24 protein-coding genes and 1 pseudogene are annotated in these 26,189 nt (G+C 72.3%); 13 read left to right on the top strand and 12 right to left on the bottom strand.

The genetic code is table 11. The annotated features are described in order from the left end of the window. Positions 1-65 precede the first annotated feature (65 nt). Complete coding sequence (locus tag AADR41_RS31605; protein WP_342285045.1) at positions 66-257, bottom strand: DUF6381 family protein; 192 nt, start codon at positions 255-257, stop codon at positions 66-68. Between the two features lie 130 nt (positions 258-387). Here AADR41_RS31605 and AADR41_RS31600 point away from each other — a divergent pair, with 130 nt between their 5' ends. Both AADR41_RS31600 and AADR41_RS31595 read left to right on the top strand, forming a co-directional pair. Beyond that, the gene (locus AADR41_RS31600) at positions 388-1,083 is read left to right on the top strand and encodes an RNase H family protein (protein WP_342285044.1); all 696 of its coding nucleotides are present in this window, start codon (positions 388-390) and stop codon (positions 1,081-1,083) included. Between the two features lie 148 nt (positions 1,084-1,231). Continuing rightward, on the top strand, positions 1,232-1,969 hold the full coding sequence (locus AADR41_RS31595) for a CDP-alcohol phosphatidyltransferase family protein (RefSeq protein ID WP_342285043.1): 738 nt from the start codon (positions 1,232-1,234) through the stop codon (positions 1,967-1,969). On the opposite strand, the gene AADR41_RS31590 is transcribed toward AADR41_RS31595, so the two are convergent. Then, positions 1,944-2,384, bottom strand: a complete 441-nt coding sequence (locus tag AADR41_RS31590; protein WP_342285041.1) for an adenylyltransferase/cytidyltransferase family protein — start codon at positions 2,382-2,384, stop codon at positions 1,944-1,946. The genes AADR41_RS31595 and AADR41_RS31590 overlap by 26 nt on opposite strands. A gap of 221 nt (positions 2,385-2,605) precedes the next feature. Here AADR41_RS31590 and AADR41_RS31585 point away from each other — a divergent pair, with 221 nt between their 5' ends. The 3 genes from AADR41_RS31585 to AADR41_RS31575 are packed head-to-tail and all read left to right on the top strand — an operon-like array spanning position 2,606 to position 6,788. Continuing rightward, positions 2,606-3,871, top strand: a complete 1,266-nt coding sequence (locus AADR41_RS31585; RefSeq protein ID WP_342285039.1) for a glycosyltransferase — start codon at positions 2,606-2,608, stop codon at positions 3,869-3,871. Then, positions 3,868-5,541, top strand: coding sequence for a lipopolysaccharide biosynthesis protein (locus AADR41_RS31580; protein ID WP_342285037.1), 1,674 nt, complete (start codon positions 3,868-3,870; stop codon positions 5,539-5,541). The genes AADR41_RS31585 and AADR41_RS31580 overlap by 4 nt, the downstream gene beginning before the upstream one ends. Then, on the top strand, positions 5,538-6,788 hold the full coding sequence (locus AADR41_RS31575) for a hypothetical protein (protein ID WP_342285035.1): 1,251 nt from the start codon (positions 5,538-5,540) through the stop codon (positions 6,786-6,788). The genes AADR41_RS31580 and AADR41_RS31575 overlap by 4 nt, the downstream gene beginning before the upstream one ends. Here AADR41_RS31575 and AADR41_RS31570 read toward each other — a convergent pair. Beyond that, positions 6,751-8,262, bottom strand: coding sequence for a hypothetical protein (locus AADR41_RS31570; protein ID WP_342285034.1), 1,512 nt, complete (start codon positions 8,260-8,262; stop codon positions 6,751-6,753). The genes AADR41_RS31575 and AADR41_RS31570 overlap by 38 nt on opposite strands. Positions 8,263-8,368: 106 nt before the next feature. Here AADR41_RS31570 and AADR41_RS31565 point away from each other — a divergent pair, with 106 nt between their 5' ends. Beyond that, complete coding sequence (locus AADR41_RS31565; RefSeq protein WP_342285033.1) at positions 8,369-9,559, top strand: glycosyltransferase; 1,191 nt, start codon at positions 8,369-8,371, stop codon at positions 9,557-9,559. On the opposite strand, the gene AADR41_RS31560 is transcribed toward AADR41_RS31565, so the two are convergent. The 4 genes from AADR41_RS31560 to gmd form a co-directional block, all read right to left on the bottom strand. After that, entirely contained in the window at positions 9,531-10,358 is an 828-nt protein-coding gene (locus AADR41_RS31560; protein ID WP_342285031.1) for a glycosyltransferase family 2 protein, read from the bottom strand. The two genes, AADR41_RS31565 and AADR41_RS31560, sit on opposite strands and share 29 nt — an antisense overlap. Continuing rightward, positions 10,355-11,038: a hypothetical protein gene (locus AADR41_RS31555; protein ID WP_342285029.1), complete on the bottom strand. Its 684-nt coding sequence runs from the start codon at positions 11,036-11,038 to the stop codon at positions 10,355-10,357. The genes AADR41_RS31560 and AADR41_RS31555 overlap by 4 nt, the downstream gene beginning before the upstream one ends. Continuing rightward, positions 11,035-13,299 (bottom strand): LamG domain-containing protein, encoded by a 2,265-nt coding sequence (locus AADR41_RS31550; RefSeq protein WP_342285027.1) that lies wholly within the window; start codon positions 13,297-13,299, stop codon positions 11,035-11,037. Before AADR41_RS31550 ends, AADR41_RS31555 begins: the two co-directional genes overlap by 4 nt. A 71-nt stretch (positions 13,300-13,370) precedes the next feature. Continuing rightward, on the bottom strand, positions 13,371-14,384 hold the full coding sequence (gene gmd / locus AADR41_RS31545) for a GDP-mannose 4,6-dehydratase (protein WP_266692659.1): 1,014 nt from the start codon (positions 14,382-14,384) through the stop codon (positions 13,371-13,373). A 128-nt stretch (positions 14,385-14,512) separates the two neighbouring features. Here gmd and AADR41_RS31540 point away from each other — a divergent pair, with 128 nt between their 5' ends. Then, a complete protein-coding gene (locus AADR41_RS31540) occupies positions 14,513-15,496 on the top strand; it encodes a GDP-L-fucose synthase family protein (protein WP_342285024.1) in 984 nt (327 codons plus the stop codon). A gap of 63 nt (positions 15,497-15,559) precedes the next feature. Here AADR41_RS31540 and AADR41_RS31535 read toward each other — a convergent pair whose 3' ends face one another. The 3 genes from AADR41_RS31535 to AADR41_RS31525 form a co-directional block, all read right to left on the bottom strand. Further along, the gene (locus AADR41_RS31535; protein WP_342285046.1) at positions 15,560-17,107 is read right to left on the bottom strand and encodes a sugar transferase; all 1,548 of its coding nucleotides are present in this window, start codon (positions 17,105-17,107) and stop codon (positions 15,560-15,562) included. 408 nt (positions 17,108-17,515) lie between these two features. Then, positions 17,516-18,511, bottom strand: coding sequence for an MASE1 domain-containing protein (locus AADR41_RS31530; RefSeq protein ID WP_342285023.1), 996 nt, complete (start codon positions 18,509-18,511; stop codon positions 17,516-17,518). A gap of 197 nt (positions 18,512-18,708) precedes the next feature. After that, a complete protein-coding gene (locus AADR41_RS31525) occupies positions 18,709-19,539 on the bottom strand; it encodes a PP2C family protein-serine/threonine phosphatase (protein WP_342285022.1) in 831 nt (276 codons plus the stop codon). Between the two features lie 267 nt (positions 19,540-19,806). Between AADR41_RS31525 and AADR41_RS31520 the strand changes: the two genes are divergently transcribed. The 6 genes and pseudogenes from AADR41_RS31520 (at position 19,807) to AADR41_RS31495 (ending at position 23,496) form a co-directional block, all read left to right on the top strand. Then, positions 19,807-20,106: a DUF1876 domain-containing protein gene (locus tag AADR41_RS31520; RefSeq protein ID WP_259932172.1), complete on the top strand. Its 300-nt coding sequence runs from the start codon at positions 19,807-19,809 to the stop codon at positions 20,104-20,106. A 16-nt stretch (positions 20,107-20,122) separates the two neighbouring features. After that, a pseudogene (locus AADR41_RS31515) lies at positions 20,123-20,287 on the top strand (2Fe-2S iron-sulfur cluster-binding protein); the annotation flags it as partial. A gap of 92 nt (positions 20,288-20,379) precedes the next feature. Continuing rightward, complete coding sequence (locus AADR41_RS31510) at positions 20,380-20,826, top strand: hypothetical protein (protein WP_342285047.1); 447 nt, start codon at positions 20,380-20,382, stop codon at positions 20,824-20,826. Next, on the top strand, positions 20,819-21,985 hold the full coding sequence (locus AADR41_RS31505) for an XdhC/CoxI family protein (RefSeq protein WP_342285020.1): 1,167 nt from the start codon (positions 20,819-20,821) through the stop codon (positions 21,983-21,985). Before AADR41_RS31510 ends, AADR41_RS31505 begins: the two co-directional genes overlap by 8 nt. Before the next feature lie 19 nt (positions 21,986-22,004). Then, positions 22,005-22,697, top strand: a complete 693-nt coding sequence (locus tag AADR41_RS31500; protein WP_342285018.1) for an SRPBCC family protein — start codon at positions 22,005-22,007, stop codon at positions 22,695-22,697. 100 nt (positions 22,698-22,797) lie between these two features. Next, positions 22,798-23,496, top strand: a complete 699-nt coding sequence (locus AADR41_RS31495) for a DUF6629 family protein (RefSeq protein WP_342285016.1) — start codon at positions 22,798-22,800, stop codon at positions 23,494-23,496. Here the strand turns inward: AADR41_RS31495 and AADR41_RS31490 are convergent. Both AADR41_RS31490 and AADR41_RS31485 read right to left on the bottom strand, forming a co-directional pair. Further along, positions 23,493-24,344 (bottom strand): SCO6745 family protein, encoded by an 852-nt coding sequence (locus AADR41_RS31490; RefSeq protein WP_342285014.1) that lies wholly within the window; start codon positions 24,342-24,344, stop codon positions 23,493-23,495. The two genes, AADR41_RS31495 and AADR41_RS31490, sit on opposite strands and share 4 nt — an antisense overlap. A 120-nt stretch (positions 24,345-24,464) precedes the next feature. Continuing rightward, the gene (locus AADR41_RS31485) at positions 24,465-26,168 is read right to left on the bottom strand and encodes an acyl-CoA dehydrogenase family protein (RefSeq protein WP_342285013.1); all 1,704 of its coding nucleotides are present in this window, start codon (positions 26,166-26,168) and stop codon (positions 24,465-24,467) included. Between the last annotated feature and the right edge of the window lie 21 nt (positions 26,169-26,189).

Below are 26,189 nucleotides of genomic sequence, written 5' to 3'. Positions count from 1 at the left end.
GCCGACGGCTTGCCGCACACTCATGGAAGAGCGGCAAGACGTCGGCCGCCGGCGTGAGGCGGGTGCTACTTGGGCGGGCGGATGTTTCCGCCGCCCGTGCCGCCCTGCTGTTCGCACTGCTCCTGCAGCTTCCGGGCCTTCTCCTGGAGCCGCTGGCGCTGCTCAGGGTCGGTGGTGCGCTCGGCGGCCTCGGTCATGTGCCGGGCCTTCTCGCGCAGCTGCTGCGCACGGTCACCGGATTCACGTGCAACGCTCATCATCGCTCCTTGTGCGGTTGGGAAGAGCGGGCTCCATCAGAGAACCAGCGCCGCCGGGCCACCGCACCTCGAATCGTCACTCTGAGTCACGGTTCAGGAGGGGGGTTGCGACGCTGGCATGATCGAGGACATGAACGAGAGCATCATCGCCGCGTGTGACGGGGCGTCCAAGGGCAATCCGGGACCTGCGGCCTGGGCATGGGTCGTGGCCGACGCGCAGGGCCGGCCCGAACGCTGGGAGGCGGGGCCGCTGGGCACCGCGACCAACAACGTCGCCGAACTCACCGCGCTGCTGGAGCTGTTGGGGTCGACCGACGCCGCCGTGCCGATCGAGGTGCGAATGGACTCGCAGTACGCGATGAACGCGGTGACCAAGTGGCTGCCGGGATGGAAGCGCAACGGCTGGAAGACCTCGGCCGGCAAGCCCGTCGCCAACCGCGACCTGGTGACCGCCATCGACGACCGGCTGACCGGCCGGACCGTGCGCTTCACCTACGTCCCGGCCCACCAGGTGGACGGCGACCCGCTCAACGCGCTCGCCGACCAGGCGGCCAGCGAGGCAGCGGTGGCCCAGCGGCCGGCCGGAACCGCGCACGGCTCCGCGCAGTTGCCGACTCCGGCCCCCGCCCGGGCGACCGAGGGCCGACGTGCCGGTGCGGTGACGAAGAAGGCGGCGGGCACGGCACGTCCCGCCCGTTCCGGCGGCACCATCAAGGCCAGGTTCGCGGGCCGCTGCCACTGCGGAAAGCCCTATGCGGCACAGGAAATGATCGCCAAGAACCCCAACGGCTGGGGCCACCCGGAGTGCCGCACCGCCCCCGCCTGATCCGGGCGAAAGGCCCCGGAGCGCCACGAAGGCCCCGGCCGGCGTGTCATGATGCGGCTCTGACGGCGGCGTCCGCGCACCGCTGTGCCGAGGCCCCGGGCCGGCCGCGGTGCGGCGCCGCTCGTGACGGCTGGACGCTGGGGGGCGGATGGGAAACACGGGCACGGTTCTGCGCGAGCTGCGCGGCGCGCAGAAGACGGCCAAGGGAGTGTCGCTCTACTCGCGGTACGTGAACCGGCCGGCCGGTCGGGTCTTCGCGGCCGGTGCGTACCGGATCGGGCTGACGCCCAATCAAGTCACCTTGCTCAGTGCGGCGTTCACTTTCACGGCGATCGCCTCGGTGGCGCTCGTCCGGCCGTCCTCCGGGCTTGCGGTCGTGGTGTACGCGGGTCTCGCCATCGGCTTCGCCCTCGACTCGGCCGACGGCCAGCTGGCCAGGCTCACCGGCGGGGGTGGCCCGGACGGCGAGTGGCTGGACCATGTCGTGGACTGCGCCAAGATGATCCTGGTGCACACCGCCGTGCTCATCTCCTTCCAGCGGTTCTCCGGGCTGCCCGGCGAGGGCTGGCTGCTGCTGCCGTTGGGCTTCCTGTTCACGGCGGTGCTGACGTTCTGCGCGGGACTGCTGCGCGAACAGCTCGGAAAGGCGGCCGCCCGGCCCGCGGCGGGCACCGGCCCCGGCACCGCCGCCCCGGTCTCGCGGCTGCGGGCAGTGGTGCTGCTGCCGGCCGACTACGGGGTGTTCTGCCTGGTCTTCCTGCTTCTCGGTGACCGCACCGCGTTCCGCGTCGGATACGCGGCACTCGCCGCCGTGCACGCGCTGTTCCTGGTGGCGTTCCTCGCCAAGTGGTTCCGGGAGCTCAGAGCGCTCCGGACTGCCGACTGACGAGTGTGTCCAGCGCCCGGCGCAGCTGGGTGCTGGACGTGTGCACGGTGTACGGGAAGTAGACGACCTCCACGCCGACCTCGGCGAAGTCGCGTTCCAGCCGTCTTCCCTTCTCCGTGTCCCGCCAGTCGTCCCCCTTGAAGATCACGTCGAACCTCACCTGCTGCCAGGTCTCGACCTTGTCGGGCACCGTCTCGACGAACGCGGCGTCCACGTACCGCACGCTGCGTACGATCTCCAGGCGTTCCGGCAGCGGAATCACCGGCCGATGGCCCTTGGCGAGCGCGGCCATCTCGTCCGAGACGACTCCGGCGACGAGGTAGTCGCACTGGCTGCGGGCGTGCCGCAGGATGTTGAGGTGCCCCACATGGAAGAGGTCGTAGACCCCCGGCGCGTAGCCGACCCTGTGCACCATCCGTTCTCTCCCCCCACGGTGAACGTGATGTCCGTGTCCCGCAGCAGTTTTCCGGACATGGCATCCGGTGCGGTGGGATATCGGCATCGGTGTTGATGGAGCAACGACCTTACTGTGAAGACCACTTGCGCATCACGTGAACGGATAAGCTCGCTTTTGGGGCTGTTCTCCGGGAGAAACCCGGGGGAACACCGAATGTTCCGGGGGGAAGGCGGGCGCCCATGTCCGATGCCGATCGTCACAAGCTGTTCGAGGGACGTACCCTGCTGGTCGTCTCGACGAACTACGCACCCGAGCTGACGGGCATCGGCCCGTACGCCGCACAGCTCGCCGAGCACTGGGCGCAGGCCGGGGCGGAGACCCACGTACTGACCGGGATGCCGCACTACCCGTCCTGGCGGACCGACGCGGAGTACCGGGGGGTGTGGCGGGTGGCCGAGAAGCGGGCCGGGGTCACCGTGCACCGCCGAAGACACTATGTGCCGTCCCGTCAGACCGCCCTGCGCAGAGCGGTGTTCGAGGCTACGGTGTTGGGTCATGGTCTGCTGTCGCCGCCCGCCGCCCGGCCGCCGGACGTGGTGGTCTCCCAGATACCCAGTCTCGCCGGTGGTGTCATCGGTGCCCGGCTGGCCGGCCGGCACAAGGTCCCGTACATACCCGTCGTGCAGGACCTGATGGGCGCCGCCGCCGCGCAGAGCGGCATCCGGGGCGGGGACCGTGCCGCGGCCGTCGCCTCCGCCGCCGAACGGTACGCGCTGCGCTCCGCGGCCCTCGTCGGCGTCATCCACGAGACCTTCGTGCCCCGCGTCACCGCCTACGGAGTGGACCCGGGCCGCATCCGCACGGTGCCCAACTGGTCGCATGTGCAGGCACCTTCGGCCGACCGGGCCGTCACCCGGGCACGGCTCGGCTGGAACGAGGGCACCCCGGTGGTCCTGCACTCCGGGAACATGGGGCTCAAACAGGGCCTGGAGGTCCTCGTCGACGCGGCCCGGCTGGCGCCCGACATACGCGTGGTGCTCATGGGGGACGGCAATCAGCGCGAGGCGCTGCTGGCGCGCGCCGCGGGCCTGCGCAACCTCGACTTCCTGCCCCCGGCCGACGCGGGCGAGTTCACGGACGTCCTCGCCGCCGCCGACGTGCTCGCGGTGACACAACGGGCCTCCGTGCTCGACATGAGCGTCCCGTCCAAACTCACCTCCTACTTCGTCTCGGGCCGGCCCGTGGTGGCCTCGGTCGCCGACGGTGGAGGCACCGCACAGGAGGTCCAGCGGTCCGGCGCCGGGCTCCTCGTCGCCCCGGAGGACCCCGCGGCGCTCCTCTCGGCCGTGCGCAAGCTCGTCGAGGCACCGGCGGGGGCGGACGTGCTCGGCGCCAGGGGGCCGCAGTACGTCGCACGTCAACTGAGCCGCGAGGCGGGCCTGGCCCGCTTCGACGCCCTGCTCACCGAGGTCCTCGCGGACGCCAAAGGGAGACCACGTCGATGAACCAGCCGATCCGCACCCTGGAGGACCAGGACGAACCCGCGCTGCTGAGGGACCAGTTCCGCCAGCTCCTGCGCTACCGGGCCCTGCTCGCCTCCGGCGTGGTCGTCGGGCTCATCGGCGGCGGCTGGCTCGCGCTCAGCGGCGAGGACACCTACACATCGACCGGCGAGGTCGTCGTACGCTCCGCCGCCTCCGACCCCTTCGCCGCCGGTGCCTCCGCCGACAAGGGCATCAACATCGGCTCCGAACGGCAGACCGCCGTCAGCGACACCGTGGGCACCCTGGCCGTCACCACCCTGGCCGGAAAGGGCGACCGGGTGGCGGTCGGACCGCTGCTCTCCGGTCTCCAGGTCACCAACCCGCCCAACACCCTCGTGCTCCGTTTCTCCTACACCGGCCGCACCCCCGCCCTGGCGAAGGCACGGGCCCAGGCGCTCGCCGACGCCTATCTGGAGATACGCCGCCAGCGCACCGAGAACAGCATCGCCAACATGGTGGACGGCTACCGCGCCCAGCTGGCCCCGCTCACCGAACAGCGCGACCAACTGGCGGCACAGACCGGCGGCGGCAACGACGTGACCAGCGCACGGGCCAACCTCGTCGTCGCGATCTCCGAACTCTCCCGGAAAATCTCCGAGTTGCGCGCTCTGGACACCACCCCCGGATACCTGACGAAGAAGCCCGCCGCCCCGAGCGAGCCCACCGGAGCCGGACTGCCACTGCTGCTGGGGCTCGGCGGTGTCGTCGGTCTCGCTCTGGGACTGCTGCTGTCCTGGGTGCGTCTGGTCTTCGACCCGGCCGTGCGCTCGACCCGGGAACTGGTCCGCTCGCTCGGCGCGCCGCTGCTGGGCACCCTGCCCAGGGAGCGCGCGTACGGCGGCTCGCTGCTGGCCATCGGACGGAGCGGGAGCAGGCTCGCCGAGGAGTACCGCGCGGTGGCCTTCCGGCTCGCCTACGATCCGTCGTTCGCCGAGCGCCGCAGGCTCCTGGTCACCGCCCCGCGCGGGGACGGCGCCGCGGCGGCAGCGGCGGCGGCCAACCTGGCCGCGGCCTTCGCCGAGATGGGCCGCGACGTGATCCTGGTCGAGGCCGATCTGCGTACCCCGGCCCTGGCCAGGGACCTGGGTCCGGCCGCGCAGGGTTCCCGGCCGCGCTGGGCGACCCGGGGCCGGCGCGCCTGGCCCTCGGACAGCCAGATGAATGTGGACGTGCCCGGTTCCGGCGCCTTCACCCTGATAGCGGGCCGGCGCATGGACAACGTGCCGCGCGCACTGACGTCGGCACCCGTCGGCCGGATCGTCGCCGAGGGCGACCGGCCCGACGCCGTCGTCATCGTGCTGGCTCCGCCCGTGCTGTCGTACGCCGACGCCGTCGCGCTGATCGACCGGGTCGAGGGCGTCGTGGTGGTCTGCGACCCGCGCGAGGTGCACCGCAGCGACCTGGAACGGATCCGGGAGATCATCGGCGCGGCGGGCGGCTCCGTGCTCGGCGCCCTGCTGCACCCCGGCCTGAGCCGCCACGAGCGCCGGGTCCGCAGGAAGGCCGCCAAGCGCCGCCCGGGCGGCGGCCGGCCGGACCGGGGCGAGGCGCGCAACGGGCCGGAACCGACCGGTGACCCCGCCGAGACGCTGGGGCTGCGCGCCTTCGACCCCACCGCCGGACACAGATGAGGGCACGCACCGCGATCCTCTGCTCGGTCGCGGACCAGGGGGTGGCCGCGCTCACCAACATCCTGGTGCTGGTGACGGCCGCCAGGCTCTCCACCGTGGCCGACTTCGCCCGCTTCTCGGCGGTCTACCTCGTCTTCACCGTGCTGCTGGGAGTGTCCGGCGCCTACATTGGGCAACCGCTCGTGCTGCGGCGCGGCGGGGACCACGAGGTGCGCGGCGCCTGCCGCTCGGCGGTGCTCTTCACCCTGCTCGCGTCGGTAGCGCTGGGCACACTGCTGGCCGGGATCTGCCTGCTGCTGCCGGGTGCCACCGCGCAGGCCCTGATGGCCCTCGGGCTCGTCCTGCCGGTGGTCCTGGGGCAGGACGCCATGCGCTACGCCTTCTCCACCCTGCACCTGCCGCAGCTGGCGCTGGCGGGCGATGTGCTCCGACTGGCCGGTGTGCTGGGCGCGCTGGCGCTCCAGCCGCACGGCGCCCCGGCGGCCCGGCTCGTCCTGGTGTGGGGGCTCGCCGCGCTGCCGGCCCTGCTGCTCTCGGCCGCCCTGCTGCACCGCAGGGCGGCCGGGACACCGCTGCGGCCGACGGTCCTGCTGCGGCGCGGCCACCTCGGGCGGCGCTTCGTGGTGGAGTTCGCGGTGGGCAACGCCACCGGCCAGCTCTCCGTCCTCGGACTCGGCGCGGTCGGCAACCCGCTGGTGGTCGGCGCACTGCGTGGCGCGACCACCCTCTTCGGGCCGCTGAACGTGCTGTTCACCTCGGCCACCGGATTCGGCCCGCCGCTGCTGGGCAGGCTCGCCGGCGAACGGCGCAGGGTGCGGGCCGCCGCCGTGCTCGCGGCCGTCCTGGCGGCCGTCGCCGCCGCCTGGGCCACCGTACTGTCCCTGCTGCCCGACCCGGTCGGACGCCGGCTGCTGGGCGACACCTGGCCCACGGCCGCCGCTCTGCTCCCCGCGACCGGCAGCCAGTACGCGGCGATGGCCGTCGGCACCTGCGGGCTGCTGGCCCTGCGGATGCTCGACCCGCGCACCACGCTCGCCATCCAGGTGGTCTTCTCGCTGGCCGCCGTCGCCTTCCTGGCCGGCGGCTACGCGCTGGGCGGCGTGCCGGGCGCGGCCTGGGGCCTGTGCCTGGGCTCCGGATGCAAGGCCGTCGCCACCTGGACCAGGGTGGTCCGGCTCGGGGCCCGCACCGAGGAGGCGGCGGCGCCCGTCAGCGCGGGCGTCGTACGTCCCGACGGAAGCTCGTGACCAGCAGCAGGCAGAGCGCCGCGACGGCCAGTTTGCCCGCGGACTGCAACAGCGGCCCGCGCAACAGAATGAAGGTGTACCCCGCGACCAGCGGCGCGGTGACGGCCAGAACGCTGCCGGGCCCCGGACCGGCCCTGGACACCGCCCGCGCGTACCGCCGGTCCGTACGGGCGGCGGCATACCCGATCAGCGCGAAGGCACCGACCATGCCCGGCGCGCCGAAGTCGACCCAGAGCTCGGTCCACAACGGCGAGGACAGGTTGGTCATCTTCATCCCCATCCACTGACCGACGCGCACCCCCGTGTCCTCCGGCTTGCCGTTCCACACCGACCGGGGCACGAAGAAGAGGGCGGATCCCGCCAGTTGACGCCCGTAGGTGTGGCCACGGGTGTCGACCCAGGTGATGGTGTTGGCGAACATCACCGTCTGGTCGTAGTCCTTGGTGGCCAGCGGCTCGAACACCGACGAGGACTCCACCGGCCGGTACCCCGCGCTGTCGTAGCGGAACCGGTCCGCGTACGGGAACAGCACCAGCGCCCCGACCACCCCCATGGCCAGCACCGAGCGGTACATCGCCGCGCTGCTCGGGAACGCGGTGAACAGCAGCGAGACCAGAACCGTCAGGAACCAGTAACGGGCGTTGGACACCGGGTTGTTGACGATCACATTGAGGACGAGGAGACCGGCCCAGACCAGCACTGCCGACGCGGAGCGCCGGGCCGCGCGCGAGGTCACCAGGCGGCGGGTGAAGAAGAGCAGCGCGAGCAGCGCGGGCACCGTGCCGAAGCCCTTGAGGAACGCCGATCCCACATTGGACCCGTCCGCTCCCACCCCGCTCCCCGCGACCGAGGCACTGATCTCCTGACGGCTGGTGAAGAAGACCGCGGGCCCGCCGACCTTCAGGATGTAGTAGCCGCTCGCCGCGAAGGCCAGCAGCACCAGCAGCCCGAGCCGCCCACGGTGCGCAACGGCCGGGCGCCCTCCGGAGCGCGCGGTGACCCGCCGCCGCAGCGGCCGCCGGGACGCCAGCAGGGTCCCCAGGTCGAAGGCGGCACAGCCCACCAGGATCAGCGCGACGGCCGTCACCAGATCCGACCGCGGCCCGACCATCGGGGTGGGCGTCTGCCCGATGACGGCCTGGGCGAACGGTGCCACGCCCATCGCGATGTACACGAACATCCAGAAGACGCCCTGCAGCAGACGCCGACGGGTGGAAAGAACCATGGTCGCGAGCCGGATCCCCGCATAACAGGTCAGCACGAGCTGGAGCCAGTACGCGGTGTCGCGGGCCCCGGTGCCGGGCTGCGCGGCGATCACCGCGGGCAGGAAGCAGACCAGGGCCAGGATGAGGGGCACCGCCAGCGCACGCGAGAGCATGGTCCACGACCTGGGCTCCGCCTGCGCGTGGCCCGGCCCCCGCGGGCCGTGCTCCGGTACGGATGCGGACGGCGCCGCCTCGTGCACGGACGTCATGTGCTCCCCGTCTCCGTGGACCTGTGAACACTCTAACGAATCAACCCACTTGGGGGGTTTGGACGACTAGTCTGTGAGGCGTCGGCCACGGTTGGGGGGAACCCTGGTGAAGATCCTGCACATCGTCACACTGCACACCCCGGACCACGCGTTCGGCGGCCCGACCAGGGTGGCGCTCAACCTGTCGAAGGTCCAGCGGGCCGCCGGTGACGACGCCAGGATCATGGCGCTCGGAGACGGTTTCGAGGGCCCGCTCCCGCGCGAGATCGAGGGAGTTCCGGCCCACCTCTTCCCGGCCCGCCATCTGCTCCCTGCGTTCGAGGTCAGCGGCATCACCTCCGGGGCGCTCCTGCTCACCGCGCTCCGCATGATGCGCGGCGCCGACATCGTCCATGTCCATCTGATGCGCGACCTGGTGACACTGCCCGCCGCGCTGCTCGCCCTGGCCTCCCGCACCCCCCTGGTCGTCCAGACGCACGGCATGGTGGACCCCACCGAGAACCGGGTCGCCCGACTCACCGACCTGCTCGGGGTGCGCAGGGTGCTGCGCGGGGCCGACGCCCTGCTGCACCTCACCGAGACGGAACGCCTCGATGTGAACGCCGTCGCCGCGCCGGTCTTGCTGACCCGCACCGTACGGCTGGTCAACGGGGTGCGCCCGCAGGAGATCAAGCCCGCCCGCGAGCCGGGGCGGCCGCCGACGGTCCTCTTCCTCGCCCGGATCCAGGAGCGCAAGCGCCCCGAGGACTTCGTCGCGGCGATGCCCGCGGTCCTGGCCCGGCACCCGGACGCGCGCTTCGTGCTGGCCGGCCCCGACACCGGCGCGCTCCGGGCGACCCTCGAACTCGCCCGCGCTCTGGGGGTGACGGCATCGCTCGACCAGGTGGGGCCGCTCGGTCACGAGGAGGTCCTGGCGGCGGGCCGGCGTGCCGATGTGTACGTGCTGCCGTCGATCGAGGAACCCCTCGGTGTGTCCGTCCTCGAAGCGATGTCGGTCGGCACCCCCGTGGTCGTCACCCGCACCTGCGGGCTCGGCCCCGACGTGGCGCGCGCGGGCGCGGGCCGGGTGATCGACAGCCGGGTCGGTGAGGACGGGAAGAACGCCCTCAGGGTCGCCACCGCCGTCCTGGAACTCCTCGAACCGGAGACCAACACCCGTACGGGGAAGGCCGCCTGGAACCTCGTCAACGAGGACTTCACCATCGAGGCGGTGACCGCGACGCTCCGGCGGACCTACGAGGACGTGGCCCGCCGGAGCGCCGGACGGCTCAAACGGTCTTTCCTTCACGGGACTTGAGGGCGATCTGCCAGCGGTAGAAGCTCATCGCCAGCGCGAAGTCGAAGCCCGCCCGCCCGTCGAGGAAGCCCCGCCGGTACAGATACATGTACGCGAACGACACCAGCGGCTTGAACGGCGCCTTGTGGAACAGCTGCCCCTGGCGCGACTTCACCCGGCGCACCTGTTCCTTGACCTCGGGGTGGTGCTCCAGCCACGCCTCCCAGTCCGAGTAGCGGTTGTGCCGCTCGAACCAGGCGGTGACCGGGTCGAGGTCCTGGTGCTCGATCGGATTGCGGAGCGAGCCGACCGAGCCGGCGACCGGCTGGTAGTGGCCCTCGACCTCACCGATTCCCGGCGCGTCCAGATCGCCCACCTCCGGATACCGGCAGCGGGTGCGGTCGGTCAGCGAGCGCTTGCGGATGGTGTATCCGTGCCGCAGCCGCTTCCCGGAGAACCAGTATCCGAGCGGGATGTCGTACGCGGCGGGCTTCGGCGCGGCCGGGTCGGCGAAGATCTGCCGCAGTTCGGCCAGCAGCCCGGGACCGATCCGTTCGTCGCCGTCGAGCAGCAGGATCCAGTCCAGGTCCGTGCGGACATGGTCCAGACACCACTGCTTCTTGCGCGGATGACCACCGTCCCAGGTGTATGTGACCACCTCGGCCCCGCACTCCTCGGCGATCTTCGCCGTCTCGTCCGTACTGTGCGAATCGACGACGACGACCGCTGCGAAATGGCCGAGTACCGAGGTCACCGCCTCGGCGATGTTGAGCCCCTCGTTCTTCGTGGGGATCGCCACGGCTATCGGCAGCTTGCTCATCCGAGGTCTCCTTCGGGCAGCCAGGCGTAGCAGCCTGTGGAGGTGAGGACACGGGCCTGGCGGGGCACGGTGATCGAGGTCGGCTTCCCGGCGGCGGAGCCGGAGGCCAGGGTTCTGCCGTCCGCCCCGGTGATCTGCCAGGTGCAGCTTTTGGTGGGGGAGACGCCGCGGTAGAGGCCCGGCCGGATCTGCTCGTTCCTGTACGTGCCGTCCGGGTAACCCCGGTCGGCCTCCCGCAGCAGGTCCCGGTGCTGGGGGCAGAGGTGCTCGACGGCGGGCTTCGCGTCGGCGATCTCACCCGTCACGATCGCACCGACCGCGACATCCCGGTCGGCCTTCACCAGGAACCGCAGCCTGTCGCAGGTCTCCTGACCGGTCTGCAGCACGGCCGCCGGATCCATTCCCCTGGGCACCCGGTCGACCAGATACTCCTTCTGCTTTCTGCTGAACGATCCGGTGGCCGGGGTGAGTTCATCGCTGGGAAGCTTCGGCGGCTCACTCGTGCGCGGCGCCGGGGGACCGTCGGTGGCGGTGGTGCCGGGCCCGGCCGACGGGGCGACGACCGGGGCCCGCGCGGCCGCCGGCCCGGCGTCGGACCGCCCCTCGGTGGACGAGCCGCAGGCGGCCAGCACCGCCGTCAGTACGACGACGGCGGCACCGGCCCGGAACGGATGCCTCATCCGGCTGTCCTCAGCGCGTAGTGGGAACTGATCTGCGCGCCGCTCAGCGCGGTCGGGTAGACGGCGGTCTCGTCGATCTGCCCGGCGAAGAAATCGCTCGTCGGCCTGGACGGCCAGCCGTTCAGGTTGTCCCCGCCCACCCGCCAGTAGCCGTCGTACTTCTCGTTGCCGGTGTACAGGGCGTTGGAGGCGCGGAGCTGCCCGTCGACGTACAGCGCCATGCCACCGGGGCCCTGGGTGGCGACGACGTGGTGCCAGGCGCCGTTGTTGTACGCGGCGGGGGTGGTGACGGTCCGGACGCTGCCGCTCTTCACCCCGAAGACCAGCCGGCCGTCGTCACGCATGTACACATGCTTGTCGTACTGGGTGCTGTTCTGCATGGTCAGACTGCCGAAGCCGACGATCTTCCCGCCCTTGGTGCTCGTCGTCCTGATCCACGTCTCCACCGAGAACCTGGCCGGCTGCGGATGGCGCTTGTTGCTGTACACGTACTGGGTCGAACCGTTGAGGCCGATCGCGGTCGAGGGGCCCGCGACGGCGGCCGGGGTCACCCGCCGGGTGGGGGAGTTGCGTACGAATCCGTTGTCCCGCCCGCCGCTGCTGTCGCCCGCGAGGGTCGAGGCGGCCTCGTCGTAACGCCAGTAGAGCGAAGCGCCGTCCGCGAGCACCTTGGCGGGGTACTTCGGCGCCGCCGACGCCACCGTGGCGGACACGGCGGTCGACTTGGCACTGGTGTTGGTGCCGTCGCTCGCACTGATCCGGTACGAGTGGGTCTCGCCCGGCGCCACGTCCGTGTCGGTCCAGCTCAGCTGCGGGCGGTCCCAGAACAGCGAGTAGCCGGTCGTGGTGTGCACCGGGGTGCTCGCGCCGTCCTTGTAGATCCGGTAGGTGAGTTCCCCGTCGTCGGTGTCGAAGCTGGTCTGCCAGTCGACCACCACCTTCCCCGGGGTGAGCGTGGACAGGGTGACGTTGGGCACCCACGGGGCCCCGGTGTCGGGACCGTCGGCGAACCTGGTCAGGCCCTGCTGGGCGGAGCCGTTGACGGTGGTGAACTCGCCGCCGACCCACAGGTAGTGATGGCCGCCCTTGTCGGTCTGCGCCATCACCCGGGGCCCGACCGGCTCCCCGATCCCGTCGTTGGTGTCCGGGAACCAGGGCAGCAGTTTCGGGTCGTCCACGGACTGGGCCAGCAGATGCTTGCGCGGCTGGTTGGGGAACTCGCCCATGGTGGCGCAGTCGTGGGCGTGGCTCCCGCTGTACAGCACGCCGTCGTGCACCAGGACGGCCTGGGTGGCGCCGAGGCAGGTGTCCCGCCAGCGCTGCTCGAAGTCGCTCAGGTCCAGTGCGATCCGGCCGTCGAAGACGCCGCCTCCGGTGCCCTCGTTGGCGGTGTAGAAACCGGTGGCGTCCGTGGTCAGGTCCTGCACCGTGGAGGTGTTGGGAATGAACCCGGCCGGATAGCTCTTGGCCACCGCCCCGGTCGTGGCGTCCACCACCGCCAACGCGTGCGACGTGGTGCCGTTCACCTCGAAGAAGTTGCCGCCGAGCAGTACGTGCCTGCCGTCGGGCGTCAGCTCGACGGCCCGGCCGATCTCGTCCGCGTCGGCCTTCCACGGCTTCAGCGCGGCGCCCGTGGTGACCGCGGCGAACTTCTTCCTGGCCTGCCCGGCCACCGTGTTGAAGTCACCGCCCAGATACACGGTGTCGGCGGTCACGGCGAGGGCCCGCACCGTCGCCGAGACGGAGACCTTGAAGTCCTTGCGCGGGGTGCAGCTCGCGGTGTCGATCGCGGCGATGTTGCTCACCCCGACACCATTCACCGACCCGAACTGCCCACCGACGTAGAGGGTCTTGTGGTCCGGCGAGAGCGCCAGCGCCCGTACGGTCGCCGTGCCGGACGAGAGTGTGAACGACAGACTGCAATCGGTCGGCGCACCGGTCGAGGCGTCGAAGGCGGCGAAGTTCACCGCGGGCCGCTCCGAGGTGCCGGGTGCCGCGTCCGGTGGCCGGACGGTGGAGAAGGTGCCGCCGGCGTAGACGACACCGGCCTCCGACGCCGCCATCGACCACACGATGCCGTTGGTCTGCCAGGTGGTGAGGTCGTCCGCGGTCAGGGAGACCGGCGGGGTCAGGGCCGCGGCCGGGGATCCCCCGGACGCGGCGGCCGCGGACAGTGCTCCGGCGAGCAGGCAGAGCGCGGCGGCAGCGGCGCGTACCCGGCCGCGGCCGCCGCGTCCGCGGCCCGTGGTTGCGTACATCATTCGGCTCCGAAGGTGAGAACGGGCCCGCGGCCGGGCCGCCGCGGTGGCTGTTGTACCGGTGCCGGGAGGTCTCATCGGTCCACCCGCACGGCGGCTCCGGCGAGTTGGTCGGACAGCTGGCGGATGTCCGCCTCGACCATGATCCTGGCGAGCTCCCGCGACCGCACGACCGGTTTCCAGCCGAGCTGTTCCTCGGCCTTGGTGGCGTCCCCGATCAGGGCGTCGACCTCGCTGGGTCTCTCGTACTTGGCGTCGTACCGGACGTGTTCGCGCCAGTCCAGACCCGCGTGCGCGAAGGCGTACTCCAGGAACTGCCGCACACTGACGCCCTCGCCGGTGGCCACCACGTAGTCGTCCGGGACGTCGCACTGGAGCATCCGCCACATCGCCTCGACATACTCGGGGGCGTACCCCCAGTCGCGTACGGCATCGAGGTTGCCCAGATGGAGACGGGTCTGCAGGCCCGCCTTGATCCTGGCCACCCCGCGAGTGATCTTCCGGGTCACGAAGGTCTCGCCGCGGCGCGGGGACTCGTGGTTGAAGAGGATCCCGTTGACCGCGAACATGCCGTACGCCTCACGGTAGTTGACCGTGGACCAGTACGAGTAGACCTTGGCCACGCTGTACGGGCTGCGGGGGTGGAACGGGGTGCCCTCGTTCTGCGGCGGCGGGGTGGCGCCGAACATCTCGGACGAGGACGCCTGATAGACACGGGTGTCGATCCCGCTCGCGCGGACCGCCTCCAGCAGCCGGACGGTGCCCAGTCCGGTGATGTCACCCGTGTACAGCGGTGCGTCGAAGGAGACGCGGACGTGTGACTGCGCACCCAGGTTGTAGACCTCGTCCGGCCGGATGTCACGCAGCAGATTCACCAGTGCGACACCGTCGGCGAGATCGGCGTGGTGCAGGACGAACGAGCGGTTCTCCTCCTCCGGCCCCTGGTAGATGTGGTCTATGCGCTCGGTGTTGAAGCTCGACGAGCGGCGTATCAGACCATGGACCGTGTACCCCTTGTCGAGCAGCAGCTCGGACAGGTACGAGCCGTCCTGCCCGGTCACACCGGTGATGAGCGCGGTCTTCGCCACGACTCCCCCTTCTCTGGTCGCCTCAGCGGCTGTTGTTCCGCACCGAATATTTCCCGACGAAATACCGGGATTGAGTGTTCTGCGGCAAAACATCACCGCAGGATGCGGGTGCTGGCAGAATCCGGGCCATGACGACTGATCTCCCCGGCCCTGCTCAGGAATCCGTCCGTTCCCTCCTACGATCCGGCGCCCGTGTGTTCGTCGCGGGCCACCGCGGCCTGGTCGGCTCGGCGGTGGTGCGCCGCCTCACCGCCGAGGGGCACGAGGTGGTTACCCGCGACCGCGACCGGCTCGACCTGCGCGACGCCGTCCGGACCGAGGCGTTCTTGCGCGGGGCCCGTCCGGACGCGGTGGTGCTGGCCGCCGCCAAGGTCGGCGGGATCATGGCCAACAACACGTATCCGGTGCAGTTCATCGAGGACAACCTGCGCATCCAGCTGAGCGTCGTCGCCGGGGCGCACGCGGCCGGGGTCGAGCGGCTGCTCTTCCTCGGCTCGTCCTGCATCTACCCCAGGCACGCCCCGCAGCCGATCCCCGAAAGTGCCCTGCTCACCGGTCCGTTGGAGCCGACCAATGAGGCGTACGCGCTGGCCAAGATCGCCGGAATCGTGCAGACCCGCTCCTACCGCCGGCAGTACGGCGCCTCGTACATCAGCGCCATGCCCACCAACCTCTACGGCCCGGGCGACAACTTCGACCTGGAGTCCTCGCACGTGCTGCCCGCGCTGATCCGGCGCTTCCACGAGGCGCGCCGGGACGGTTCGCCCACGGTCACGCTCTGGGGCTCCGGCAGCCCCCGCAGGGAGTTCCTGCACGTGGACGACCTGGCCGCCGCGTGCCTTCTGCTGCTGGAGCGGTACGACGGCGACGAACCGGTCAACATCGGCTGCGGAGACGATCTGACGATCCGCGAACTGGCCACCACCGTGAAGGAGGTGACGGAATATCAGGGTGTCGTCGAATGGGACACGACGAAGCCCGACGGTGCCCCGCGCAAGCTGCTCGACATCTCCCGGCTCGCCTCGCTGGGTTTCGCACCGCGGATCGGACTGCGCGACGGGATCGCACGGACCTACGCATGGTGGCTGGACCGGCAGGCTGCGCAGGTCTGAATTCCGTTGAACGCCTGTGCTGTATAAGGGACTTGGTGCTATTCGCATCGACGGCCGCCGCATTCAGTAGGCTCCGCGGCCGTCGGTGACGGCGCGCAGCGTACGGGCCATGAGTCCCATGTCCGCGGCCACCGACCAGTTGTCGACGTACCACAGGTCGAGCGAGACCGTCTCCTGCCAGGACAGGTCCGAGCGGCCACTGACCTGCCACAGACCGGTCAGTCCGGGCTTCACCGACAGTCGCCGGAACTCGCGCTCGTCGTAGCGGGACACCTCCTCCGGCAGTGGCGGGCGCGGGCCGACCAGCGACATGTCGCCGCGCAGCACATTGAGGAGTTGTGGGAGCTCGTCGAGGGACGTCCGGCGCAGCAGGCGGCCGATTCCGGTCACCCGGGGATCGCGACGCATCTTGAACAGCGGGCCGTCGACCTCGTTCGCGGTGCGGAGACGGTCCTTGTGGGCCTCGGCGTCGGCCACCATGGTGCGGAACTTCCACATCGTGAATGGCCGGTTGTGTTGCCCCTGCCGGATCTGGCGGTGGAACACCGGCCCGTCGGAGCCGAGCCGTACCGCCGCCCCGATGAGCACCAGCAGGGGTGTCAGCACCAGCAGGCCCAGGGCGGCGCCGACCCGGTCCACGACGGCCTTCAGGGCCGGTTGCGGCCCCCGGCGCAGCGGTGGCGCGATGTGCAGCAGGGTGAGCCCGGCCGCGGCCGTGGCCCGTATCCGGCCGGCCGCGATGCCGGAGAGTCCCGGGAGAACGGACAGTGCCAGCCCGCCGTCGTGCAGTCCCCAGGAGAGCCGGCACAGCCGCTCCTCGGAGAGCTGGGGCCCGGGGACCACCAGTGCCAGGTCCGCCTCCTGGGCGAAGGCCCCGCCCAGCACGGTCGACACGTCGTCGTCGGCCGGTGCCGGCGCGAGCCGGCCCGGCACCGGCACCCCGCACTCCAGCGGCGCGGTGCCCACCGGGACCGCGGCCACGACCGAGTACGGATGATCCGCGCGGGCGGCGAGCAGCCGGACGGCGCGATCCACGCCCCGGGCCTCGCCCACCACCAGCACCCGCCGGACCGCCCGCGGGCGACGCCCCGGCCACGGCAGCCGCCGCAGGGCCTGGGCCGCGATTCCCGCCGGCAGGCCGGGCAGCAGCGCCACGACCGCCGTCGCCGGGTCGAGCGCGTCGCCGGTCGCGGTGTGCAGCACGGTGAGCACGCCTATGAACAGCAGCCAGTCGCCGACCGTGCTCAATACCCCCGGCGGTCCGTCCGCCGGCCGCCTCGCGTACCGGCCGCGTACGGCCCGCAGCGCGGACCACGCCAGCGCGGCCACGGCCGCGGCCAGCACGGCCCGGGGCTGTCCGCCGGTGCGCAGTACGAGCAGGGCCGGAACTCCGAGGCCGAGGAGCTCCACACCGGCGACCACGGGTATGCACCGGGTCGCCCCGGTCTTCGCGGCGGCCGGTCCGGAACGCTCACGCGGTGCGGTCGGCGCCTGCCACAATTCTTCGAGTCCGTTGCTGCGAGGCCGATTCGAGACGGTGCGTGGACGTGGCGCCCCCGCCAGACCCACGGGTCCGGTTCTGTCCGAATCGGGTAGCTCGACATGCCCCATGAACCCCCCAGTCACAGTTGCATCGTCACAAACGGGGCGCATCCGCCGATCTCATGGACTGACGGATGCGCCCTCGCTCGGTGCACGATATCCACAGACGTGCCATTTCGCTGGAGTTCTCGTGAAGTTCAGACATGCGCACTGACTCGGATCTCGTCCCGTTCCGCGCCGGATCATTGGGTCTGTGAGTAAGTGTTGGCATTTGGAATGCACCTGAATCGGGTTGTGTGCGGACATGTACGCCGGTCAACTGCGTGGCGTGTCCACCAGGTTGGTCCGCGGCAGTGTGCTGTCGGGAGACCTTCCCCGGCCAACAAACGAGCAAGTGTGCATGTGGTGACGGCCGATGGCCGGATTCTTTCGTTGTGGAAGCGGCGGCGTCGGTGGTGCCGGAGCGAGGCGTGGTGCTCAGTGGCTGTCGAGTTCGTCGTCCGGCCGGGGCGGCCAGGCGGCCGCCGCCCTCCCCGGGGCCAGATGGTCGACCACTTCGGCCAGTTCCTCGCAGGCGCGCTCGATCCGGTGACGGATGTTGCTCTGTTCGGTCACGACCGCCGCGAGTAACAGCGCGGTCAGCGCCACACAGCCGTTGAGCACGGCGAGGTTGACCATCACATGAAGGATCGTCTGGTCCTCGAACGGACCCACCCCCTCCGTTCCCGCGATCGCCGCCAGCACCGACACCAGCAGCGCGCAGGGCGCGCTCCCCGCCAGCTGGAAACGCAGGGCGGCCCAGATGAGCAGCGGGAACACCAGATAGATCATCGCCAGTGAACTCCGGGTCGCCACCAGCGAGACCACGACCGAGACGATCAGCAGCGCGCTCGCCTCGATCCACCGGTCGGTGGCCCGGGGCATGCGCAGTCTGCGCAGCACGAGCAGCAGGGGAGTGACCACGAGCACCCCCATCGCGTCCCCCGACCACCACGCCGCCCAGACCGGCCAGAACCCGTTCAGGGGCAGCTTCCCGTCCAGCACGAGCATGCCCGTGCCCACGGTGGCGCTGACGACCATCCCGGCCAGCGCACCCAGGAAGACCAGCATGACCCCGTCGCGCAACCGGTCCAGCTCCACGCGGAAGCCCGCTCTGCGGAGTATCAGGTACGAACAGACCGGGGCCGCGGTGTTCCCCGCCACGACCGCGAAGGTGGAGGGCGTGACCGAGCCGCTGAGCGTGGCGACGACGAGCAGGGAGCCGAGCGCGATCCCGGGCCAGGCGCTCAGGCCCAGGTAGATCAGGGCCCCCAGCGCGATGCCCGTCGGTGGCCACAGCGGTGTGACGACCGCGCCGTGGACGGACACCTCCCGGATGAGGCCGAGTCCCCCGCCCGCGTAGTAGGCAGCGGCGACGGCCAGGACACGTAGTGCGGCCACGGCCGCACGTCTGGTTCTCTCGCTGCGGATCACACATCTCATCAGACACCGCCCCGGACGGGTGGCCGCTGTTTGACACGCTAGGCCGGCTCCGCGGTCCCGGCCCGGGCCGCAGGGCCCAGGATCCCGCAGTGCCCGCAGCGCTCCGTCCGCGGCCTCGGCCCCGGCCGGGTGCGCTCCCGTGCCGCGCTCCCGGGCTCCGGCCGGGTGTGCGCTCCCGTGCCGCGTCCTCAGTTCCGGCCGGGTACGGTCCCGTGCCGCACCACGAGCACCGCGGCGTCGTCCTGGTGCCCGGTCTGCTCAGCGGCCCGCAGCACCGCGTCGGCCAGCTCGCCGGCGTCGGCGCCGACCCTCGCGTGCACCAGTCGGGTCACCGCGTCCAGGCCCCGGTCGATCGGGAACGAGGGCCCCTCCACCACGCCGTCCGTGACCAGGACGAACGCGCCCGGGGCGGTCAGCCGCCGCCGGGTGACCGGATAGTGCTCGCCCGCCTGGATCCCCAGGGGCAGCCCGCCCTCGTCGTCGGTCACCCCGGACCGCCCGTCGGCCGTGGCCCACACCGCCGCGACATGACCGGCCCGGGCGCTCTGCAGCTCCCGGGACACCGGGTCCAGGCGGATGAACGTACAGGTCGCGAAGAGGCCGGAGCCCACCGAGACCAGCAGGTCGTTGGTCCGGCCCATGACCTCGCCGGGGTCCGCTGCGGTGGCGGCTATCGCCCGCATGGCGACCCGTATCTGCCCCATGAACGCGGCGGCCTCGACATCGTGCCCCTGCACGTCCCCGATGGCGAAGGCCAGCGCACCGTCCGGCAGCACGAAACCGTCGTACCAGTCACCGCCGATGTCCAGCCCGCTGCGGGCCGGTGTGTACCGGGCGGCGGTCTGGAGCCCCGGCCGGGCGGGCAGCGCCGCCGGGAGCATCTCGCGTTGCAGCACCTCGGCCAGCTCCACCCGGGCCCGGTGCAGCTCCACCTCGCGGCGCGCCCGGGAGGTGAGCTGTTGCAGCGTGGTGAGCAACTCCTCGGCACTCGCCGAACGGGGAGGGCGACGCCGGTTCATGGGCCGCTCCGCACTGCGCTCGTCGGCGCGGCGCAATCCGGGACATGCCGCGGCCGGGCCGTCCGGGGTGTCGACGGGCCGGATCCCGGTGCGACGCCCGGCCGTCGCCTGCTTTCGGTGCAATTGGACACCCTGCATCCTATTTCGGCGGTGTGATCCCCGCAGGCCGAGCCGGAACGCGCGAACCCGCCCGGCCGGGTGGATCCTGGTGGCAGGACCGCGTCGAGGCGGCGCATCGCGACCGGACGCGGTCGCAGGAGGTGCGCGATGACCCGCACGCTGGAGTGGAGACTGCGCCTCGGCCTGACCGAGGACGACGGGACGACCAGGGCGGAGGCGGTACTGGACACCGGCTCCGCACAGCTCACCGGACACGGGGTCGCCCGCTGCAACCCGCAGGACGTGGACGTGCCGGCCATCGGCGACGAGCTCGCGGCGAGCCGGGCCATGAAGGACGTCGCCGCACAGCTGATGAAGGCCGCCGACGCGGACCTGGAAACCGTGGGCGCCGGCCCCGCGAGCGGCCCGGTGGCGCCGCCCTACGCCTGGACCGACACCACGGCCTGAGTCCCCGGGAGCACCCATGACCCGCATTTCGACGACCGTGGACGGCACCCGGTACGAGGACGAGGCAGAGCCCCGGCTGCTGGTCCACCACCTCAGGGACCACCTGGGCCTCACCGGCATCCTCATCGGCTGCGACATCGGCGACTGCGGCGCGTGCACCGTCGAAATCGACAGGGACGGCGTGCAGAGCCGCCCCGTACCGGCCGTCCGGGCCGACGACGGCGAAGTGACGGCCGTCCAGGGCCTCGCCACCGACGGCGAACTGTGTGACCCGTGCTCCCCGCACCCGTCATCGACGCGACCGCCGCGGCCGTGGGGCTCGCCGGGGTGCTGCGCGCCGCCGGTGCGGCCACCGGACCGGACCGCACACAGCTGTTCCTGGGCGCCCGCGGTCTGCCCGGCCCCGCACGGCGCGCAGATGTGTACTGGGCGGGCCGGCTGGCCCTGTGCGGCGGCCGGGACGACCCGGAGCGCCACGACCGGGTGTTCGCCGCCTGCTCCGGCCGCGCCCCGCGACCGCACCACCCGGTTCGTTCCGCGGCCCTTCCGAAGCCGCGGCCACGGGCGTTGGGCACCGCTTCCCGCCCGTCGTGCGGCCCCGACGACAACGCGGCGAGGCGCGGCACCGGGGCACGCGAGCCCGGCATGATCCGAACGAGAGGCCCTGGCTCGGCCGAGGTCCCGGCCGCAGTGGTACGGGGGGTGGCGTCCGATGCGTGAGATCCTGCCGGTGCTCGGCCGCTGGTACGCGGCGGGGGAGCCGTTCGGGCTCGCCACCGTCGTCGCGGTGAGCCGCAGCGCACCGCGCGGCCCGGGCGCGGCGATGGCCGTGGGCCCGGACGACGAGGTCGTGGGCAGCGTCTCCGGCGGCTGCGTCGAGGGAGCGGTCTTCGAACTCGCCAAGGACGTGGTGGAGACCGGCCGGGCCCGGCTGGAGACCTTCGGCTACAGCGACGAGGACGCCTTCGCCGTCGGGCTCACCTGCGGCGGCGAGATCACCCTCCTCGTGCGCCCGGTCACGGCGGCGGCAGACCCCACCTTCGGCGAGGTCGTCGCGGCGGTCGCCGGGCACCGCCCGGTGGTGGTCGCCACCGTGACCGACGGACCCGCACCGCACGGGGCCGCCCTGGCGGTCCGGCCGGACACGGTATCGGGATCGCTGGGCGCGAGCGGCCTGGACGCGGCCGTGACCGCCGACGCGCGCGGGGAACTCGCCCAGGGGGCAACGGGGTTGCGGCACTACGGACCGAACGGCGAGCGGCGCGAGGACGACGTCGCGGTCTTCCTCCAGTCGTTCGCCCCGCCGCCCCGGATGCTGGTCTTCGGTGCGATCGACTTCGCGGCGGCGGTGGCCCGGATCGGCGCGTTCCTCGGATACCGGGTCACCGTCTGCGACGCCCGCCCCGCCTTCGCCGACGCCCGGCGCTTCCCCGCCGACGCCGAGGTCGTCGTCGACTGGCCGCACCGATATCTGCGCGGGACGCAGACGGACGGGCGGACCGTGCTGTGCGTACTCACCCACGACCCCAGGTTCGACGTGCCGCTGCTGGAGGTGGCACTGCGCACCCCGGCCGCCTACATCGGTGTCATGGGCAGCCGCCGGACCCACGAGGACCGGCTGGCCCGGCTCCGCGAGACGGGTCTGGGCGACGGCGAACTGACCCGGTTGCGTTCCCCCATAGGCCTCGACCTCGGGGCACGCACCCCGGAGGAGGTGGCCGTCTCCATCGCCGCGGAGATCGTGGCCCTGCGCTGGGGCGGCACCGGCAGCCCGCTCACGGACACGGCCGGGGCGATCCACCGCCCCGCCCCGGACCGGACCGGTCCCGGGCCTTCTCCCGGACCGGTGGGACCAGCGGGACCGGTGAGGCCGGCGTGATTCACATGAGGAGCGGACCATGCAGCTGCAGAACTCATTCACCGTGCCCGTCCCGGCCGACGAGGCCTGGCGGACCCTGCTCGACATCGAACGCGTCTCGCACTGCATGCCGGGCGCGACCGTGGAGGAGTTCGACGGTGACACCGCCAAGGGCTCCCTGAAGGTGCGGGTGGGACCGATCACCGTGACGTACCGGGGCACGGCGACCTTCCTGGAGAAGGACGACGCGGCCCACCGCATGGTCCTGTCCGCCCGGGGCGACGAAGTACGCGGCCAGGGCACGGCGAGCGCCACGGTGACCGGCACCCTGACCGAGCACGACGGCACCACGACCGTCTCCGTGACCACCGACCTCACCGTCACCGGACGGCCGGCCCAGTTCGGCCGCGGCGTCATGAGCGATGTGAGCGACGGCCTCGTCGGCCGCTTCGCCGACTGCCTCGCACAGCGGCTGTCCGCGACCCGACCCGCCGCTTCCGCCGCACCTGCGGCGGGTGCCGCCGCGGACACACCGGACGGCGTGGCGGACACCGCGCCGACGGACGGGGCCGAGCCGGTCGATCCGCTGCGCGCGGCGGGCGGACCGGTGGCACGGCGCGCCGTGCGCGCCCTCGGCGTGGCCGCACTCGCCTCACTGGCCGTGCTGCTCGCCCGGCGCGGCCGCCTCCGCTGCCGCTGCGGCGGACTGTGCCGCACGTGTCACAGCTGCTGACCGCCCCCGGAGCCGTAGCGTTGCCACGGAAGTGCCCGATTCCGTAATTGCCGGCTACGTTCCGCCGGCTCCGTACCGCCGGGTCCAGGGGGGGGACTTCATGTGCTGGAGCGCGACCGCCGACCTCGTCGCGGGCACGGGCATCGCCGCCATCGGGGTGGCGTGCCTCGCACGGGTGCGGCAGGTGCGTGACCTGCCGTTGGCGGCGCTGCCACTTCTCCTCGGCGCCCACCAGATCATCGAGTCCGTGATCTGGCGCTCGGGCGGCGGAACCGGCCCCGCCACCCTCGCCTGGGCCGTCATCGCCCTGCCGGTGCTGCCGTTGTGGGTCGCCCTGGGGGTGCTGTGCGCCGCCCCGCCGCAGGCCCGGCGCCGCCTGCTGATCCCCGTCGCTGCCGCCGTCGCCACCGCCGTGCCGCTCGCGTACAGCCTGGCGACCCGCCCGGTGACCGCCGAGATCCGTGGCCACACCCTCGGCTACGCCCTGGACCTGCCCCGCTCCGGACTGCTCGTCACCGGATATCTCCTGGCCACGGTCGGCGCCCTGCTCCTGTCCGGTGACCCGGTACTGAGGTCGCTCGGGGCGCTGGCCGCGGCCGGGGCCGTCGTCTGTGCGGCGCTGTGGCGGCTGGAGTTCGTCTCGACCTGGTGCGCCTTCGCGGCGGTGTGCTCGGTGATCCTGCTGGTCCGGACCCGTTCGGACCCCGCGCCCGGATCCGCCCCGGGGCCGTCGTCCGGACCGGGCCGGATCAGGCACCGGAGCACGCGAGCCCGGCACGGTCCGGACGAGTGGTCCTAGACCGGCCGGGGCAGCCCGATCGGGTTGGGGAACGGCAGCAGATTCGCCCCCAGCACCAGCCGGGTCGGCAGCTCCAGGTCGGCGAGCAGCTCGTCCACCGCGCTCTCGGTGAGCGGGCGCAGCAGCCGGGCGGCCAGCCGGTCGGTGGTGTCCTCGACGAGCTCCCGCTCCTGGCGGCCGCGCGGTGTGGCGGCCGACTCCGCGTCGATCAGGCCCCGGGAGCGCAGCCGTTCCTCCGCGTCCGCCCACTCCGCCTCGCTCCAGCCGCGGTCGAGCCGGATGCCCTCGCGCGGGACCCGCCCCGTGGCCGCGGCGAGGACCAGGGCCTCGGGCGCGTCGAGGCCGTGGTCGGCGAGCGCGGCGATGTGCGCTTCACCCCGGAACTCCCGCAGTGTGGTGGTGAGTTGCCACAGGTTCTCCACCGGGTCGGTGCGGCCGCACAGCGCCCGGTCGGCGGCGAACAGCGGGCGGGCCGGTGCTGCGGCGTCCGCCACCATCGCGGCGAGCGGCGGCACGAGCCGGCCGGCCAGGGAGTCGATCCCCGGGACCAGCCGGCGCAACGCGCCGGCGGCCAGCCGGGCTCGCAGGTCGATGAGTTTCTCGGGGGTGACGACACGCCACGCGTCGGGCAGCGCGCGGGCCACCATGCCCGGTGCGAAGACCCCCAGGACCGCGGCGGCGGCCTCGGGAAGGATCCGCCCCATGGGGGCCGTACGAGTGGCGAAGTACCCCATCCAGAAGCCCTTGAGACCGACCGATCTCCCGATGCCCCGGCACTCCTCGTCGAAGTAGAGCACTGCGTGGAGGGGCTCGGTGCGCAGCCACAGGGTGCGGGGTCTCGACTCCATGCGGCCAACCTAGCGCGCGATGTGCCGGCCACGCCCGGCGACGGCGGACGGGAGCCGCGAACCCCGGGGGAGTGCGACGGGCCTCGTCGGCACTCCCCGGTCCGTCCGCCGGCCGGCGGTTCAGCCGTCGGCGCCGAAGTGCCGCTCCACGACCGCCGCGGCGTCGGTGCCGCGCGGCAGGACGCCGTACTGGTTGCCGCGGCCCTCCCCGAGCCGGGCCGCCACGAACGCCTCGGCCGACGCGGCCGGTGCGTGACGGAGCATCAGCGAGGCCTGCAGGGCCAGCGCCATGCCCTCGACCGAAGCCCGCGCCCGGGCCTGTGCCGCGAGCGGGTCGCGCAGGTCCTCGGCCAGCTCCCGGCGCACCCGGCCGACATGCGCGTCCAGTACGGAACTGGCGCCGGCCGTGGTCTCCAGCTCGGCCCAGAAGGCGTCCAGCGACTGCGGGGTGCGCCCGATGCCCCGCAGTACGTCGAGGGCGATGACGTTGCCGGAGCCCTCCCACACCGCCATCACCGGCTGCTCGCGGTAGCGCCGGGCCAGTGGCCAGTCCTCGGTGTAGCCGTTGCCGCCCAGGCATTCCAGCGCCTCGTAGGCGTGGTGCGGGCCGCGCTTGCAGATCCAGTACTTGGACACCGCGGTGGCCAGCCGGCGGAACATCTCCTCGGACTCGCCGCCGCCGCTCTCGTACGCGTGGGCCAGCCGCAGCGCGGTCCAGGTCGCGGCCTCCGTCTCCAGCGCCAGATCGGCGAGAACCGCCGTCATGGCCGGCTGGTCGGCCAGCCGGGCGCCGAAGGCGCTGCGGTGCCGGGCGTGCCAGATCGCCTCGGACACCGACTGGCGCATCCCCGAGGTGGTGCCCAGCACACAGTCGAGCCGGGTGTGGTTGACCATCTCGATGATGGTCGGGACACCGCGGCCGGGTTCGCCCACCCGCACCGCCCACGTGCCGTCGAACTCCACCTCGGAGGAGGCGTTCGACTTGTTGCCGAGCTTGTTCTTCAGTCGCTGGATCCGGACCGTGTTGCGGGTTCCGTCGGCCAGTACCCGCGGCACGAGGAAGCAGGTCAGCCCGGCCTCTGCCTGGGCCAGCACCAGGAAGGCGTCCGACTGCGGGGCGGAGAAGAACCACTTGTGACCGGTCAGCAGATGGGCCCGGCCCTCGGGGTCGGAGGCCAGCGGAACGGCCCGCGTGGTGTTGGCGCGTACGTCGGAGCCGCCCTGCTTCTCCGTCATCCCCATGCCGAAGGTCAGCCCGGACTTGCTGCCCGGAGCGACCGGCCGGGGGTCGTACGAGCGGCTGAACAGGCCCGGCAGCCAGTCCCGGCCCACGTCCGGATCGTGCTGGAGGACCGGGACCACGGCGTGCGACATGGACATCGGGCAGCCATGGCCGGGCTCGATCTGGGTGAACAGCATGAAGGACGCCGCGCGCGCCACCGCCGCCCCGGGCTTCGGGTCGGCCCAGCCCGCGGTGTGCGTGCCGTGGGCGACCGCCGCGCCGATGATCTCGTGGTACGCGGGGTGGAAGTCGATCTCGTCGACACGGTTCCCGTACCGGTCGTGGGTGCGCAGGGCCGGCGGCGAGGCATGGGCGCGCTCCGTGGCGAGCTGGAACTGCCCGGAGCCGACGAGGGTGCCGACCCTGTGCAGCTCCGGTTCGTGCCAGGCCGCCCCGAAGGTGCGGACGGCCTCGGCGAGCGGCAGGTTGGTGCCGTACTCGTCGAGGTCCACCCGGGGCGGTGCCTGGTTGGTGACCTCGTGGGTGGGGTGCGGCGCGGGGGCCGCCGGCCGCGGGTCGGTCCGGTGCTGGGTGACGGTCATGGGGGGGGTCCTGTCCTGGGT

Origin of the sequence: Streptomyces sp. CLV115 (assembly GCF_038448545.1) — a bacterium.
GTDB classification, from domain to species: domain Bacteria; phylum Actinomycetota; class Actinomycetes; order Streptomycetales; family Streptomycetaceae; genus Streptomyces; species Streptomyces sanglieri.
Note: the sequence above shows the minus strand (reverse complement) of the source record. Positions and strands in the feature narration are given on the sequence as shown.